The 13951-nt window shown below is 68.0% G+C and carries 13 protein-coding genes and 1 tRNA gene; 2 read left to right on the forward strand and 12 right to left on the reverse strand.

Features of this window, described 5'->3' with window-relative positions:
* Positions 1-29 precede the first annotated feature (29 nt).
* The 9 genes from rpoB to ACFXMG_RS15890 form a co-directional block, all read right to left on the reverse strand.
* On the reverse strand, positions 30-3512 hold the full coding sequence (gene rpoB, locus ACFXMG_RS15850; protein WP_383823163.1) for a DNA-directed RNA polymerase subunit beta: 3483 nt from the start codon (positions 3510-3512) through the stop codon (positions 30-32).
* Positions 3513-4059: 547 nt separating this feature from the next.
* Entirely contained in the window at positions 4060-4443 is a 384-nt protein-coding gene (rplL, locus tag ACFXMG_RS15855) for a 50S ribosomal protein L7/L12 (protein WP_364627775.1), read from the reverse strand.
* A gap of 111 nt (positions 4444-4554) precedes the next feature.
* Positions 4555-5085, reverse strand: a complete 531-nt coding sequence (gene rplJ / locus ACFXMG_RS15860; RefSeq protein ID WP_030757401.1) for a 50S ribosomal protein L10 — start codon at positions 5083-5085, stop codon at positions 4555-4557.
* 246 nt (positions 5086-5331) lie between these two features.
* Positions 5332-6246, reverse strand: a complete 915-nt coding sequence (locus tag ACFXMG_RS15865) for a hypothetical protein (RefSeq protein ID WP_383823159.1) — start codon at positions 6244-6246, stop codon at positions 5332-5334.
* 166 nt (positions 6247-6412) lie between these two features.
* Complete coding sequence (gene rplA / locus ACFXMG_RS15870; RefSeq protein WP_360309055.1) at positions 6413-7141, reverse strand: 50S ribosomal protein L1; 729 nt, start codon at positions 7139-7141, stop codon at positions 6413-6415.
* Positions 7142-7224: 83 nt separating this feature from the next.
* Positions 7225-7659 carry a 50S ribosomal protein L11 gene (gene rplK, locus ACFXMG_RS15875; protein WP_030494213.1) on the reverse strand — a complete coding sequence of 145 codons (435 nt, stop codon included), beginning with the start codon at positions 7657-7659 and terminating at the stop codon, positions 7225-7227.
* A 187-nt stretch (positions 7660-7846) separates the two neighbouring features.
* Positions 7847-8746, reverse strand: coding sequence for a transcription termination/antitermination protein NusG (nusG, locus tag ACFXMG_RS15880; RefSeq protein WP_383823155.1), 900 nt, complete (start codon positions 8744-8746; stop codon positions 7847-7849).
* A 44-nt stretch (positions 8747-8790) separates the two neighbouring features.
* Positions 8791-9075, reverse strand: a complete 285-nt coding sequence (gene secE / locus ACFXMG_RS15885; protein WP_383823152.1) for a preprotein translocase subunit SecE — start codon at positions 9073-9075, stop codon at positions 8791-8793.
* Between the two features lie 104 nt (positions 9076-9179).
* A tRNA-Trp gene (locus ACFXMG_RS15890) sits at positions 9180-9252 on the reverse strand.
* A 203-nt stretch (positions 9253-9455) separates the two neighbouring features.
* Between ACFXMG_RS15890 and ACFXMG_RS15895 the strand changes: the two genes are divergently transcribed.
* A complete protein-coding gene (locus tag ACFXMG_RS15895; RefSeq protein ID WP_383823149.1) occupies positions 9456-10682 on the forward strand; it encodes a pyridoxal phosphate-dependent aminotransferase in 1227 nt (408 codons plus the stop codon).
* A 127-nt stretch (positions 10683-10809) separates the two neighbouring features.
* Entirely contained in the window at positions 10810-11838 is a 1029-nt protein-coding gene (locus tag ACFXMG_RS15900; protein ID WP_383823146.1) for an adenosine deaminase, read from the forward strand.
* Positions 11839-11852: 14 nt separating this feature from the next.
* On the opposite strand, the gene ACFXMG_RS15905 is transcribed toward ACFXMG_RS15900, so the two are convergent.
* From ACFXMG_RS15905 to ACFXMG_RS15915, 3 genes are read right to left on the reverse strand one after another with little or no spacing between them, the layout of a single operon-like run.
* Positions 11853-12908: a UDP-N-acetylmuramate dehydrogenase gene (locus ACFXMG_RS15905; protein WP_383823144.1), complete on the reverse strand. Its 1056-nt coding sequence runs from the start codon at positions 12906-12908 to the stop codon at positions 11853-11855.
* Positions 12909-12957: 49 nt separating this feature from the next.
* Positions 12958-13386 carry a MaoC family dehydratase gene (locus ACFXMG_RS15910; protein ID WP_383823141.1) on the reverse strand — a complete coding sequence of 143 codons (429 nt, stop codon included), beginning with the start codon at positions 13384-13386 and terminating at the stop codon, positions 12958-12960.
* Positions 13387-13388: 2 nt separating this feature from the next.
* Complete coding sequence (locus ACFXMG_RS15915; protein WP_383823138.1) at positions 13389-13841, reverse strand: MaoC family dehydratase N-terminal domain-containing protein; 453 nt, start codon at positions 13839-13841, stop codon at positions 13389-13391.
* Positions 13842-13951 lie beyond the last annotated feature (110 nt).

The following is a 13951-nucleotide window of genomic DNA, read 5'->3' on the forward strand; positions in this document are numbered from 1 at the left end:
CCAGAGCTGGTCCCCCTGCCGGACTCCCGTCAGACCTCTTCGACGCTGCTCGGCTCGCGCCGGGACAGGTCGATGCCGAGCTCCTCCGCTGCGCGGAAGACGTCCTCGTCGGTGTCGCGCATCTCGATGGACATGCCGTCCGAGGACAGCACCTCCACGTTGAGGCACAGGGACTGCATCTCCTTGATGAGCACCTTGAAGGACTCGGGGATGCCGGGCTCAGGGATGTTCTCGCCCTTGACGATGGCCTCGTAGACCTTCACGCGGCCGGTCACGTCGTCGGACTTGATCGTCAGCAGCTCCTGGAGGGCGTACGCGGCGCCGTAAGCCTCCAGCGCCCACACCTCCATCTCACCGAAGCGCTGGCCACCGAACTGGGCCTTACCACCCAGCGGCTGCTGGGTGATCATCGAGTACGGGCCGGTCGACCGGGCGTGCAGCTTGTCGTCGACCAGGTGGTGGAGCTTGAGGATGTACATGTACCCGACGGAGATCGGGTCCGGGAACGGCTCGCCGGAGCGGCCGTCGAACAGCCTCGCCTTACCGGTCGGGAGCACCATGCGCTCGCCGTCGCGGTTCGGGATGGTGTGGTTGAGCAGGCCGGCGAGCTCGTCCTCACGCGCACCGTCGAAGACGGGGGTGGCGACGTTGGTGCCCGGGGCGACCTGGTCGGCGCCGATCGCCTGGAGGCGCTGCGCCCACTCGTCCGCGAGGCCGGAGACGTCCCAGCCGCGGCTGGCGAGCCAGCCGAGGTGGATCTCCAGGACCTGTCCCGGGTTCATTCGGGACGGGACACCCAGCGGGTTGAGGATGATGTCGACCGGGGTGCCGTCCTCCAGGAACGGCATGTCCTCGATCGGGAGGATCTTCGAGATGACGCCCTTGTTGCCGTGACGGCCGGCGAGCTTGTCACCGTCGGTGATCTTGCGCTTCTGGGCGACGTAGACGCGGACCAGCTGGTTCACGCCCGGGGGAAGCTCGTCGCCCTCCTCGCGGTCGAAGACGCGGACGCCGATGATCTTGCCGATCTCGCCGTGCGGCACCTTCAGCGAGGTGTCACGGACCTCACGGGCCTTCTCACCGAAGATCGCGCGGAGCAGGCGCTCCTCCGGGGTCAGCTCGGTCTCGCCCTTGGGCGTGACCTTGCCGACCAGGATGTCGCCGGCGACGACCTCGGCACCGATGCGGATGATGCCGCGCTCGTCGAGGTCGGCGAGGACCTCCTCGGAGACGTTCGGGATGTCCCGGGTGATCTCCTCGGGGCCGAGCTTGGTGTCACGGGCGTCGACCTCGTGCTCCTCGATGTGGATCGAGGAGAGGACGTCGTCCTGTACGAGGCGCTGCGACAGGATGATCGCGTCCTCGTAGTTGTGGCCCTCCCACGGCATGAACGCCACGAGCAGGTTCTTGCCGAGCGCCATCTCGCCGTCTTCGGTGGCGGGACCGTCGGCGAGGACCTGGCCCTCGATCACGTGGTCGCCCTCGTCGACGACGACCTTCTGGTTGACCGAGGTGCCCTGGTTCGAGCGGGAGAACTTGTGCAGGCGATACGTGTTGTACGTGCCGTCGTCGTTGGCGACCGTGACGTAGTCGGCCGACAGCTCCTGGACGACACCGCTCTTCTCGGCCTTGAGCACGTCGCCGGCGTCGGTGGCACAGCGGTACTCCATGCCGGTGCCGACGAGCGGGGCCTCCGACTTGATGAGCGGAACGGCCTGGCGCATCATGTTCGCGCCCATGAGGGCACGGTTGGCGTCGTCGTGCTCAAGGAAGGGGATCATGGCGGTCGCGACCGACACCATCTGGCGCGGCGAGACGTCCATGTAGTCCACGTCCGCCGGCTCGACGTAGTCGACCTCGCCGCCACGCTTGCGGACCAGGACGCGCGGCTCGGTGAACTGCATGTCGTCGTTGAGCGCGGCGTTGGCCTGCGCGATGACGAAGCGGTCCTCCTCGTCGGCGGTGACGTAGTCGACCTCGTCGGTGACCTGGCCGTCGACGACCTTGCGGTACGGGGTCTCGATGAAGCCGAACGCGTTGACGCGGCCGTACGAGGCGAGCGAACCGATCAGACCGATGTTCGGGCCTTCGGGCGTCTCGATCGGGCACATGCGTCCGTAGTGGGACGGGTGCACGTCTCGGACCTCGAAGCCGGCCCGCTCACGGGAGAGACCACCGGGGCCCAGCGCGGACAGACGACGCTTGTGCGTCAGACCCGAGAGCGGGTTGTTCTGGTCCATGAACTGGGACAGCTGGCTGGTGCCGAAGAACTCCTTGATGGAGGCGACGACCGGCCGGATGTTGATCAGGGTCTGCGGCGTGATCGCCTCGACGTCCTGGGTGGTCATGCGCTCGCGGACGACGCGCTCCATACGAGCCAGACCCGTGCGGACCTGGTTCTGGATGAGCTCGCCGACGTTGCGCAGACGACGGTTGCCGAAGTGGTCGATGTCGTCGGTCTCGACGACGATCTCGTTGCCGTTCTCACCGATCGTCTCGGTCTCGCCCGCGTGGAGCTTCACGAGGTACTTGATCGTGGCGATGACGTCGTCGGTCGTGAGCACGCCGGCGTCCAGCGGCTCGTCGGCGCCGAGCTTCTTGTTCACCTTGTAGCGGCCGACCTTCGCGAGGTCGTAGCGCTTCGGGTTGAAGTAGAGGTTCTCGAGCAGCGTCTGAGCGGCCTCGCGGGTCGGCGGCTCGCCCGGACGCAGCTTGCGGTAGATGTCGAGCAGCGCGTCGTCCTGGCCCTGGGTGTGGTCCTTCTCCAGGGTGGCGCGCATGGACTCGTACTCGCCGAACTCCTGGAGGATCTGCTCGGTGGTCCAGCCGAGGGCCTTCAGGAGGACGGTGACGGACTGCTTGCGCTTGCGGTCGATGCGGACACCGACGAGGTCGCGCTTGTCGATCTCCATCTCCAGCCAGGCACCCCGGGACGGGATGATCTTGGCGGAGAAGATGTCCTTGTCGGACGTCTTGTCGATGGAGGAGTCGAAGTAGACGCCCGGCGAGCGGACGAGCTGCGAGACGACGACACGCTCGGTGCCGTTGATGACGAAGGTGCCCTTGTTCGTCATGAGCGGGAAGTCGCCCATGAAGACCGTCTGGGACTTGATCTCGCCGGTCTCGTTGTTCGTGAACTCGGCGGTGACGAAGAGCGGGGCACCGTACGTGAAGTCACGGTCCTTGCACTCGTCGATGGAGTTCTTCGGCGGCTCGAAGCGGTGGTCGCGGAAGGTCAGCGACATCGACCCGGAGAAGTCCTCGATCGGGGAGATCTCCTCGAAGATCTCCTCCAGACCGGACTTCGTGGGGACGTCCTGTCCCGACTCGAGGGCAGCCTCGACGCGAGCCTTCCAGGCGGCATTGCCGAGCAGCCAGTCGAAGCTCTCGGTCTGCAGCGCGAGGAGGTTCGGAACCTCGAGGGGCTCCTTGATCTTTGCGAAGGAGATGCGCAGCGGGGCGGTGCTGGCGGCGTTGTTCATGTTGTTCGAGGCGTTGCGCGAGGCGGCCAAGAGGGGGTCCTTCCGAGGGCTCGGACTCACTACGCGCGTACCGGTCCCCAGCAACGCTTCACGGCAGACTTTTCCTGAGATGACCAAAAGGCCAGGTCAGACGGGGTCGGTCCACGAAGCTGATGCGAAGGTATGCCCCTGGTGACGGGCAGGGGGCAGCTAACAGGCAGCGCAAAGGGTCAGTGTAGCCACTTGGCTCACTGATGTCCAGGGCGACTTCTTCGCGACCCTCGTTGCACTCAACTCCGCGGTACTCGCGCCGTGTGGCGCACCTCGATACTGCCCGTTCGGTCGTCGATCCATGCCTCGGAAACGGATCGTTGTGACGACGCGTCCTGAGAATTGCGCGCGGCGTGCCGTTCGTCAAGGCCCCCGCCCGTGAGCGGCGCACGGCGAAGATCACCATACTCCGCTTCCGGAGGCCCGCAGGACCCCCGCCACGCGGGTCCCGGGAACGCCGAAAGGCGACCACCCAGATGGATGATCGCCTTTCGGTGCTCCCGCGTTACACGGGGGCAGGAGTCAGCTTCAGCGACTCGAAACGGTCTTACTTGACCGTGACGGAGGCGCCGGCGGCCTTGAGGGACTCGGCAGCCTTCTCGGCGGCCTCCTTCGCGACCTTCTCGAGGACCGGCTTCGGGGTGCCGTCGACGAGGTCCTTGGCCTCCTTGAGGCCCAGGGAGGTGAGCTCGCGCACGACCTTGATGACCTGGATCTTCTTGTCGCCGGCACCCTCGAGGATGACGTCGAACTCGTCCTGCTCCTCGGCGGCCTCGGCCGGGGCGCCCGGGGCACCCGGGGCGGCGACGGCGACGGCCGCGGCGGCGGTGACGTCGAACTTCTCCTCGAAGGCCTTCACGAACTCGGAGAGCTCGATGAGGGTCATCTCCTCGAACTGGGCGAGGAGGTCGTCCTGAGAGAGCTTCGCCATGATGGGCGATCCTTCCACTAATTCGGCAGGTGCCGATGTGTCTATAGAGGCGGGCGTAACGGCCCGCTACGACCCGCGCACTAGGCGGCGCGGGTCAATGCGCGAGCCGAATTACTCGGCACCGCCCTGCTCGGCCTGCTTGGCACGGAGCGCGTCCACGGTGCGGACGAGCTTCGACGGCAGCGCCTGGAAGAGCTGAGCAGCCTGAGACTGCTTGCCCTTGAAGGCACCGGCCAGCTTGCTGAGCAGAACCTCGCGGGACTCGAGGTCCGCAAGCTTCTTGATGTCGTCGGCGGAGAGAGCCTTACCGTCAAGGACACCGGCCTTGATGATGAGGTTCGGGTTCTCCTTGGCGAAGTCACGCAGGGCCTTCGCCGACTCCACCGGGTCACCGGTGACGAAGGCGACCGCGGTCGGACCAGCGAAGTGCTCGTCCAGTGCGGTGATCCCGGCCTCGTTGGCCGCAATCTTGGTCAGCGTGTTCTTCACCACGGCGTACTGGGCGTTCTCACCGAGGGAGCGGCGCAGCGTCTTGAGCTGCGCCACGGTGAGACCCCGGTACTCGGTCAGCACGGCGGCGTTGGAGCTCTGGAACGCGTCCTTGAGCTCGGCCACCGATGCAGCCTTGTTGGGCGTCGGCATAGTGCGTTCGCCTCCTTCCGGGTGATGAGGACCGCTCAGAAGGGGCTGAACAAACGAAACGCCCCGGGCGCAGGCGCACGGGGCTCAGCTCGACCGGATGAAACACCCGGGAACTCTCCACAGTCACCTGCGCGGGTCGTCCGCAGTCAGCGGATCCTTCGGCCACCGCACCCGGTAGGGCACAGCAACGACCAGCGGTCTTTGGCTTCTGTGGAAGAGTACGTGAAGGTGTCGCCCAGGGGCAAATCAGCCCTCGGCGCCCGCCTCGGCCATGTCCTGCATCATCTTCATGAAGTCGACGGTCTCACCGGCCGGCGGCGCCACGACGTCGGCCTTGGTGCCGTAGTCGGAGTAGTCCGCGGTCAGCTTCATCGAGCCCTCGGGGGCCTCCATGCCGACGACCATCTTGACGGGGTAGCCGTCGGAGTTGATCCAGACGTCGGTGTCGTAGCCCTTGATGCCGGCCTTCTTGGTGGCCTCGGTGAGGGCCTTGCGGTCCTTCTCGCTGATGAGCTCGTCGTACGCCTTGTTGGCCTTCAGCATGTCCGCGATGGACAGGAAGCCCTTGTAGTGCTCGGCGTCGCCGCCGGCGACCTTCTCGGGGCCGACGTGCTTCAGGTTCGGCGACTTCAGCAGCAGCGCGATCTGCTGGGCCGGGTCCTGGTTCATGCTCTCCATGCTGCCGGACAGCTGCTTCTGGAGGGCCTTGTCGCCGGACGCCTCGGCCATCGCGCCGAAGTCCATCTTGATCCAGCGCTTGCCGTCCATCTGCGCGGCCTGCTCGGCGCCCATGTCCATGTACATCGCGCCGTCGAGCATCAGCATGCGGATCTTGTCGGGCATCCCCGCCTCGCCGGCGCCCAGCATCGGACCGGACATCGTGACGTCCATGAGGCCCGGGTCCCAGCCCTGCACGCCGGTCAGGGTGGTGGTGCCGGACTCGGCGCCCATCCCCGACATCTCGATCGTCATCTTGATCTTCGCCGCCTTCGCGGCCGACGTCTTCTCGTACGCCGCCGTGAGGACCTGCGTGACGTCGCCGAGGCCGCCACCGGCCTTGGCGCCCGTCTTGTCGCCGCCGTCGTTACAGCCGGCCAGACCGGCCACGAGGCCCGCGGCGGTGAGCGCGACGCCCGCGCGCTTCCAGGTGGACTTGCTCATAGGTGTTCCCCACCCCTTGATCATCGTCTTTGCGTTCCTTTGAACCGTCTCTGAGACCGTATCCCAGCCTTACGACAGTCAAGACGCAATAAAAGCCGCCCCCCGTTCCTCCGGAGAGGAAGCGGGGGGCGGCTTTCAGGACTGACTGCTACCGAGCCGGGAGGGCTCAGACCGCGGCCGGGTCCTCCTCGACGAGGAGGTTACGGGTGCGGTTGCCGTCGACCGGGATGCCGGGGCCCATCGTGGTGCTGATGGCGGCCTTCTTGATGTAGCGGCCCTTGGCGGCGGACGGCTTCAGACGGAGGATCTCCTCCAGCGCCGCGCCGTAGTTCTCCACCAGCTGCGTGTCGTCGAAGGACGTCTTGCCGATGATGAAGTGCAGGTTCGAGTGCTTGTCGACGCGGAACTCGATCTTGCCGCCCTTGATCTCGTTGACCGCCTTGGCGACGTCGGGCGTCACGGTGCCGGTCTTCGGGTTGGGCATGAGGCCACGGGGACCGAGCACGCGGCCGAGGCGGCCGACCTTGCCCATGAGGTCCGGGGTGGCGACCACGGCGTCGAACTCGTTCAGGCGCTGGCCCTTGGCGATCTCGTCGATCAGCTCGTCGGAGCCGACGATGTCGGCGCCCGCGGCGACCGCGGCCTCGGCACGCTCACCGGTCGCGAAGACCAGGACCCGGGCGGTCTTGCCGGTGCCGTGCGGGAGGTTCACGGTGCCACGGACCATCTGGTCGGCCTTGCGCGGGTCGACACCCAGGCGGAAGGCGACCTCGACGGTGCCGTCGAACTTCGTGGTGGAGGTCTCCTTGGCAAGGCGGACGGCCTCGAGCGGGGCGTAGAGCTTCTCCCGGTCGATCTTGGCGTCCGCAGCGCGGAGGGACTTGCTGCGCTTCACTTCTACTCCTGGTGTGGTTCAGGTGTGGAGTCGTGGTGCGGACCAAGCGCTGGTCCTACCACTGAGGTCACGAGGGGGGGTGATCAGCCCTCGACCGTGATGCCCATGGAACGGGCGGTGCCGGCGATGATCTTCGACGCGGCGTCCAGGTCGTTCGCGTTGAGGTCGGGCATCTTGGTGGTGGCGATCTCGCGGACCTGCGCCTCGGTGATCTTGGCGACCTTGGTCTTGTGCGGCTCGCCGGAGCCCTTCTCCACGCCCGCGGCCTTGAGGATCATCTTCGCGGCCGGCGGAGTCTTGGTGATGAAGGTGAAGGAACGGTCCTCGTAGACCGTGATCTCCACCGGGATCACCCAGCCACGCTGCGACTCGGTCGCGGCGTTGTAGGCCTTGCAGAACTCCATGATGTTGACGCCGTGCTGGCCGAGCGCGGGGCCGACCGGCGGGGCCGGGTTGGCCGCACCGGCGTTGATCTGGAGCTTGATGAGCCCCGTGACCTTCTTCTTCTTGGGAGGCATTGCTCTCTCCGGGTCCTAGTGAGAGTTTTTCAGCCGATCCATCCGGTCATCCGGATGGAGGCATACCGCACAACGATAACGGGTATGGCTGCGCGTCCAAAAACCGAGCAGGTCAGAGGGGCTGTAGCAGCCCCTCTGACCTGTCCGGAAACTCGGGAACGATCCCTGGGAACGATCTGGTGAGAGATCAGTTCTTCTGGATCTGGTCGAAGCTGAGCTCGACCGGGGTCTCGCGACCGAAGATCTCGACGAGGCCCTTGACCTTCTTCGAGTCCGGGTTGATCTCGTTGATCGTCGCCTGGAGGGTGGCGAAGGGGCCGTCGGTGACGGTGACCGAGTCGCCGACCTCGAAGTCGAGGACCTGGACCTCCAGCTTGCGGGCCGGAGCCGGCTTGCCCTCGGCCTCGGCGGCCTCGCGGGCGGCCTTCTCCTCGGCCTCCGGGGCGAGCATCTTGACGATCTCGTCCAGGGTCAGCGGGTACGGGTCGTAGGCGTTGCCCACGAAGCCGGTGACGCCGGGGGTGTTGCGGACGACGCCCCAGGACTCGTTCGTCAGGTCCATGCGGACGAGGACGTAGCCGGGGAGCTTGTTCTGCTTGACGTTCTTCCGCTCGCCGCCCTTGATCTGGACGATCTCTTCCTCGGGCACCTCGGCCTGGTAGATGAAGTCCTCGACGTTGAGCGAGACGGCGCGCTGCTCCAGGTTGGCCTTCACGCGCTTCTCGTAGCCCGCGTAGGTGTGGATGACGTACCACTCGCCGGGCAGGGTGCGCAGCTCCTCGCGGAGCGCGGCGACGGGGTCGACCGGGGCGGCCGGCTCGGCCTCCTCCTCGGTCTCCTCGATCTCGGCCTCGGCCTCGATCTCGTCGTCCTCGACGTCGGCGGACTCCTCGTCAGCCTCGTCGGCCTCGTCAGCCTCGGTCTCGTCGGCCTCGTCCTCGGCGGTCTCGTCGTCCTCGACGGTCTCGTCCGCCGCGGCGTCCGCAGCCTCGTCCTGGTCCTCGTCCTCGTCGGCGGCCTCGACGATGTCCAGCTCGTCCTCGACGGACTCGGACTCGAAGGCGTCGTTCAGGTTCGCGTCAGACACGGTGGCTGCTTCTTCCTGCGATACAGATGGGGTGGAACAAAAAGTCAGCCGAAGACGTACTTGACTGCTTCCTGGAAGCCAAAGTCAATCACGGTGACCAGGCCGATCATCACGACCACGAAGATAATCACCACAGTGGTGTACGAGGTGAGCTGACTACGCGTGGGCCAGACGACCTTGCGGAGCTCGGCGACAATCTGCCGGTAGAAGACGGCGAGACGGCCCAGAGGGCCCTTCTTCCCGCGCTTGCCGCCCTTGCGGCCCTTCTTCTTCGACTCGGACTCGTCTTCGGCATCAGGCATGTCGATGGAGCCAACGGCGTCCGTCACGATCTCTCACCTGATTCCGGGTCGTGGCCGTGCCGCGCCCGGGTGGAGCCGCACGACAATGCAATGAAGACGTACATGCGCACACAACCTGGCGGTGTGTGTAGCAGGGCCGGAGGGACTTGAACCCCCAACCGCCGGTTTTGGAGACCGGTGCTCTACCAATTGAGCTACGACCCTTTGCGGTGTCCCCCAACCTACCCCATGTGTGAGGGGGTCGGTGCGGGCCAACGAGGTGTGAGTGTACGTGGTCTTGGGGCCTCCCGTCGAACAGGAACCGCGCCGACCTGCCCGAGGGCCGTCCTTCGACCGGTATCGACCGCTCCTGTCCGCTCCCTGAAACCTGCGTGCCGGGCCGGGAAGGGGTCTGGGACCATGGCCGTATGAGCGCTGCTACCCCTCCCACCGAGCGTCGGGTCTCCGCCCGGATCGGTGCGATCTCCGAGTCCGCCACCCTCGCCGTCGACGCCAAGGCCAAGGCCCTCAAGGCCGCCGGGCGCCCGGTGATCGGCTTCGGCGCCGGTGAGCCCGACTTCCCGACCCCGGACTACATCGTCGACGCGGCCGTCGAGGCCTGCAAGAACCCCAAGTACCACCGCTACACGCCGGCCGGCGGCCTGCCCGAGCTGAAGGCCGCGATCGCCGCCAAGACGCTCCGCGACTCCGGCTACGAGGTCGACGCCTCCCAGGTCCTGGTGACCAACGGCGGCAAGCAGGCGATCTACGAGGCGTTCGCCGCGATCCTCGACCCGGGCGACGAGGTCATCGTCCCGGCCCCGTACTGGACCACCTACCCCGAGTCGATCCGCCTCGCCGGCGGTGTCCCGGTGGAGGTCGTGGCCGACGAGACCACCGGCTACCGCGTCTCGGTGGAGCAGCTGGAGGCGGCCCGCACGGAGAGGACCAAGGTCGTCCTCTTCGTCTCCCCGTCGAACCCGACCGGCGCCGTCTACAGCGAGGCCGACGCCGAGGCGATCGGCCGCTGGGCCGTCGAGCACGGCCTGTGGGTCCTCACCGACGAGATCTACGAGCACCTGGTGTACGGCGACGCGAAGTTCACCTCGCTGCCGGCGATCGTGCCCGAGCTGCGCGAGAAGTGCATCGTCGTCAACGGCGTGGCGAAGACGTACGCGATGACCGGCTGGCGCGTCGGGTGGATCGTCGGCCCGAAGGACGTCGTGAAGGCCGCGACGAACCTCCAGTCGCACGCCACCTCCAACGTGTCCAACGTGGCCCAGGTCGCCGCGCTGGCCGCCGTCTCCGGGAACCTGGACGCGGTCGCCGAGATGCGCGCCGCCTTCGACCGGCGCCGCCAGACGATCGTGCGGATGCTCAACGAGATCGAGGGCGTCTACTGCCCGACCCCCGAGGGCGCGTTCTACGCGTACCCGTCGGTGAAGGGGCTCCTCGGCAAGGAGATCCGCGGCAAGCGCCCGGCGACCTCCGTCGAGCTGGCCGCGCTGATCCTGGACGAGGCCGAGGTCGCGGTCGTCCCCGGCGAGGCGTTCGGCACCCCCGGCTACCTGCGCCTGTCGTACGCGCTCGGTGACGAGGACCTGGTGGAGGGCGTGTCCCGGATCCAGAAGCTGCTGGCCGAGGCCCGCGACTGAACCAGCCTTGACTGTTCAAGGGTGGGCCCCCGGTGCTTCGGCGCCGGGGGCCCGTTTTTGCGTTCGGGCGGGTATCGATCGGGGAATGCCCGTGCATACCGCCGTTCGGGTAAGGCAGGATCGGTCAATGGAGCACCCCCGCGATCTCACCCTGCTGCCCAAGGCCCATCTGCACCTGCACTTCACCGGTTCGATGCGGCCCACCACCCTCATCGAGCTGGCCGACAAGTACGGGGTGCACCTCCCGGAGGCGCTGAGCAGCGGTACGCCCCCGAGGCTGCGGGCCACGGACGAGCGCGGCTGGTTCCGCTTCCAGCGCCTGTACGACATCGCCCGCTCGTGCCTGCGCTCGCCGGAGGACATCCAGCGGCTGGTGCGGGAGGCGGCGCAGGAGGACGTGCGGGACGGTTCGGGGTGGCTGGAGATCCAGGTCGACCCGACCTCGTACGCGCCGCATCTGGGCGGGCTGATCCCGGCCCTGGAGATCATCCTGGACGCGGTCGACGCGGCCGCCCGGGAGACCGGGCTCGGGATGCGCGTGCTGGTCGCGGCGAACCGGATGAAGCACCCGCTGGAGGCGCGGACGCTGGCGCGGCTCGCGGTGCGGTACGCGGACCGGGGCGTGGTGGGCTTCGGGCTCTCCAACGACGAGCGCCGGGGCATGGCCCGTGACTTCGACCGGGCCTTCGCCATCGCCCGCGAGGGCGGTCTCCTGGCGGCCCCGCACGGCGGCGAGCTGACCGGCCCCTCCTCCGTGCGGGACTGCCTGGACGACCTGCGGGCGGCCAGGGTCGGGCACGGCGTACGGGCGGCCGAGGACGAGCGGCTGCTGCGCAAGCTGGCCGAGCGGGGCGTGACGTGCGAGGTGTGCCCGGCGTCGAACGTGGCCCTGGGCGTGTACGAGAAGCACGAGGACGTGCCGCTGCGGAGGCTCTTCGAGGCGGGCGTCCCGATGGCCCTGGGCGCCGACGACCCGCTGCTCTTCGGCTCCCGGCTCGCCGCCCAGTACGAGATCGCCCGCCGCCACCACGGCTTCACGGACGCGGAACTGGCCGAACTGGCCCGCCAGTCCATCCGGGGCTCGGCGGCCCCGGAGGACGTACGGAAGGACCTGCTGGCCGGGGTGGACGACTGGCTGGCCGCGCCGGCTTCCTAGAGGCCCTGGAGGCCCTAGAGGCTGACGCCGACCGTCACGGGCTCGTTGACGAGGGTGACGCCGAAGGCGTCGTGGACGCCGGCGACGACCTCGCGGGCGAGGGCGAGCAGGTCCTCGGTGGTGGCCTCGCCGCGGTTGGTGAGGGCGAGGGTGTGCTTGGTGGAGATCCGCGCGGGCCCGGAGCCGTACCCCTTGGTGAATCCGGCCTTGTCGATCAGCCAGGCGGCGGAGGTCTTGGTGGAGGAGGTGCCGACGGGGAAGGCCGGGGCCTGGGCGTCCGGGCCGAGGCGCTCGGCCACCCGCGCCCGGAAGACCTCGAACTCGTCGTTGGTGAGGATCGGGTTCGTGAAGAAGGAGCCGGCGGACCAGGTGTCGTGGTCCTCGGGGTCGAGGACCATGCCCTTGCTCGCGCGGAGCTTCACGACGGTGTCCCGGGCGTGCGCGAGCGGGACGCGGTCGCCCATCCCGGCGCCCAGCGCGCGGGCGGTCTGCTCGTACGCGATCGGCGCCGACAGCCCGCCGGCGTCCTCCAGCTCGAAGCGGACCCGGAGGACGACGTACTCGTCCGGCAGCTCCTTGAAGACGCTGTGCCGGTACGAGAAGCGGCACTGCTCGTTCGTGAGCGTGAGCTTCCGGTGGTCGCGGGTGTCGTAGACGACGACCTCGGTGATGGTCTCGGCCACGTCCTGGCCGTAGGCGCCGACGTTCTGGACGGGCGTGGCGCCGGCGGACCCGGGGATGCCGGCCAGGCACTCGATCCCGGCGAGCCCGGCCTCGACGGTGCGGTCGACGACCTCGGACCACACCTCTCCGGCCGCCACTTCGAGGGTGGTCCCGTCGAGGGCGAAGCCCTTGGTGGCGATGTGCAGGACGGTGCCCTCGAAGCCCTCGTCCCCGATGACCAGGTTGGAGCCGCCGCCGATGACGAGCAGCGGGGTCGCGGAGGAGTCGGCCTCGCGGACCGCGGCGATCACCTCGTCGTCCGTGGTGGCCGTGACGAGCCGGGTGGCGGGGCCGCCGAGCCGGAAGGTGGTCAGGGGGGCGAGGGGGGCGTCCTTGAGCTGCTGCACGGGCTCAAGGGTACTTACCTCAAGGGGTAAGTACCCTTCGCGCGACCGCTCAGGCGAGGCGGACCACGGCCCGGCTCATGCCGAGGACCTTCTGGCCCGCGCTGGTCGCCGTGAGGTCGACCCGCACGAGCTGGTCGTCCAGCTTGGCGCCGACCTTGGCGGAGACCTCGATCACGGCGCCGACGCCGTCATTGGGGACGACGACCGGCTTGGTGAAGCGGACGCCGTACTCGACGACGGCGGCGGGGTCGCCGGCCCAGTCGGTGACGACGCGGATCGCCTCGGCCATGGTGAACATGCCGTGGGCGATGACGTCCGGGAGCCCGACCTCGACGGCGAACTTCTCGTTCCAGTGGATGGGGTTGAAGTCCCCGGAGGCGCCCGCGTACTGGACGAGGGTGGCGCGGGTCACGGGGAAGGTCCCCGCGGGCAGCTCGGTGCCCACCTCGACCTCGTCGTAGGCGATCTTCGCGGTCATGGTCAGCTCTCCTCGGGGGCGCGGGAGACGAGCTTGGTCCAGGCGGTGACGACGTGCTCGCCGCTCTCGTCGTGGACCTCGCCGCGGATGTCCAGGATGTCGTTGCCGGCCAGCGACTTGATCGCCTCGATGGTGGAGGTGACCGAGAGGCGGTCGCCGGCGCGGACGGGCCGGGTGTAGGCGAACTTCTGGTCGCCGTGGACGACGCGGCTGTAGTCGAGGCCGAGCTGCGGGTCCTCGATCACCTGGCCGGCGGCCTTGAAGGTGATGGCGAACACGAAAGTCGGCGGGGCGATCACATCGGGGTGGCCGAGTTCCTTGGCCGCTTCGGCGTCGGTGTAGGCGGGATTCGCGTCACCGACGGCCTCGGCGAATTCGCGGATCTTCTCCCGGCCGACCTCGTAGGGGGCGGTGGGCGGATAGGTCCGGCCCACGAAGGACTGGTCGAGCGCCATGGACTCGATACCTCCTGCTGGATCTGTTGCGACCTTGATCTGATGCAAGCTGATCTGCGAGCTTGATCTGTTGCGACAAACGCCACGAGGCCGCCCCCGGGGTGGGGGCG

The organism is Streptomyces sp. NPDC059201 (assembly GCF_042754585.1).
Classification (GTDB): Bacteria; Actinomycetota; Actinomycetes; order Streptomycetales; family Streptomycetaceae; genus Streptomyces.

Coding starts and splice junctions, on each gene's coding strand:
- ACFXMG_RS15865 (WP_383823159.1), bottom strand. CDS start 6,246: ATGAGCAAGTCCACCTGGAAGCGCGCGGGCGTCGCGCTCACCGCCGCG.
- ACFXMG_RS15900 (WP_383823146.1), top strand. CDS start 10,810: ATGGAGCACCCCCGCGATCTCACCCTGCTGCCCAAGGCCCATCTGCAC.
- ACFXMG_RS15915 (WP_383823138.1), bottom strand. CDS start 13,841: ATGGCGCTCGACCAGTCCTTCGTGGGCCGGACCTATCCGCCCACCGCC.
- rplL (WP_364627775.1), bottom strand. CDS start 4,443: ATGGCGAAGCTCTCTCAGGACGACCTCCTCGCCCAGTTCGAGGAGATG.
- ACFXMG_RS15895 (WP_383823149.1), top strand. CDS start 9,456: ATGAGCGCTGCTACCCCTCCCACCGAGCGTCGGGTCTCCGCCCGGATC.
- ACFXMG_RS15910 (WP_383823141.1), bottom strand. CDS start 13,386: ATGACCGCGAAGATCGCCTACGACGAGGTCGAGGTGGGCACCGAGCTG.
- rplK (WP_030494213.1), bottom strand. CDS start 7,659: ATGCCTCCCAAGAAGAAGAAGGTCACGGGGCTCATCAAGCTCCAGATC.
- rplJ (WP_030757401.1), bottom strand. CDS start 5,085: ATGCCGACGCCCAACAAGGCTGCATCGGTGGCCGAGCTCAAGGACGCG.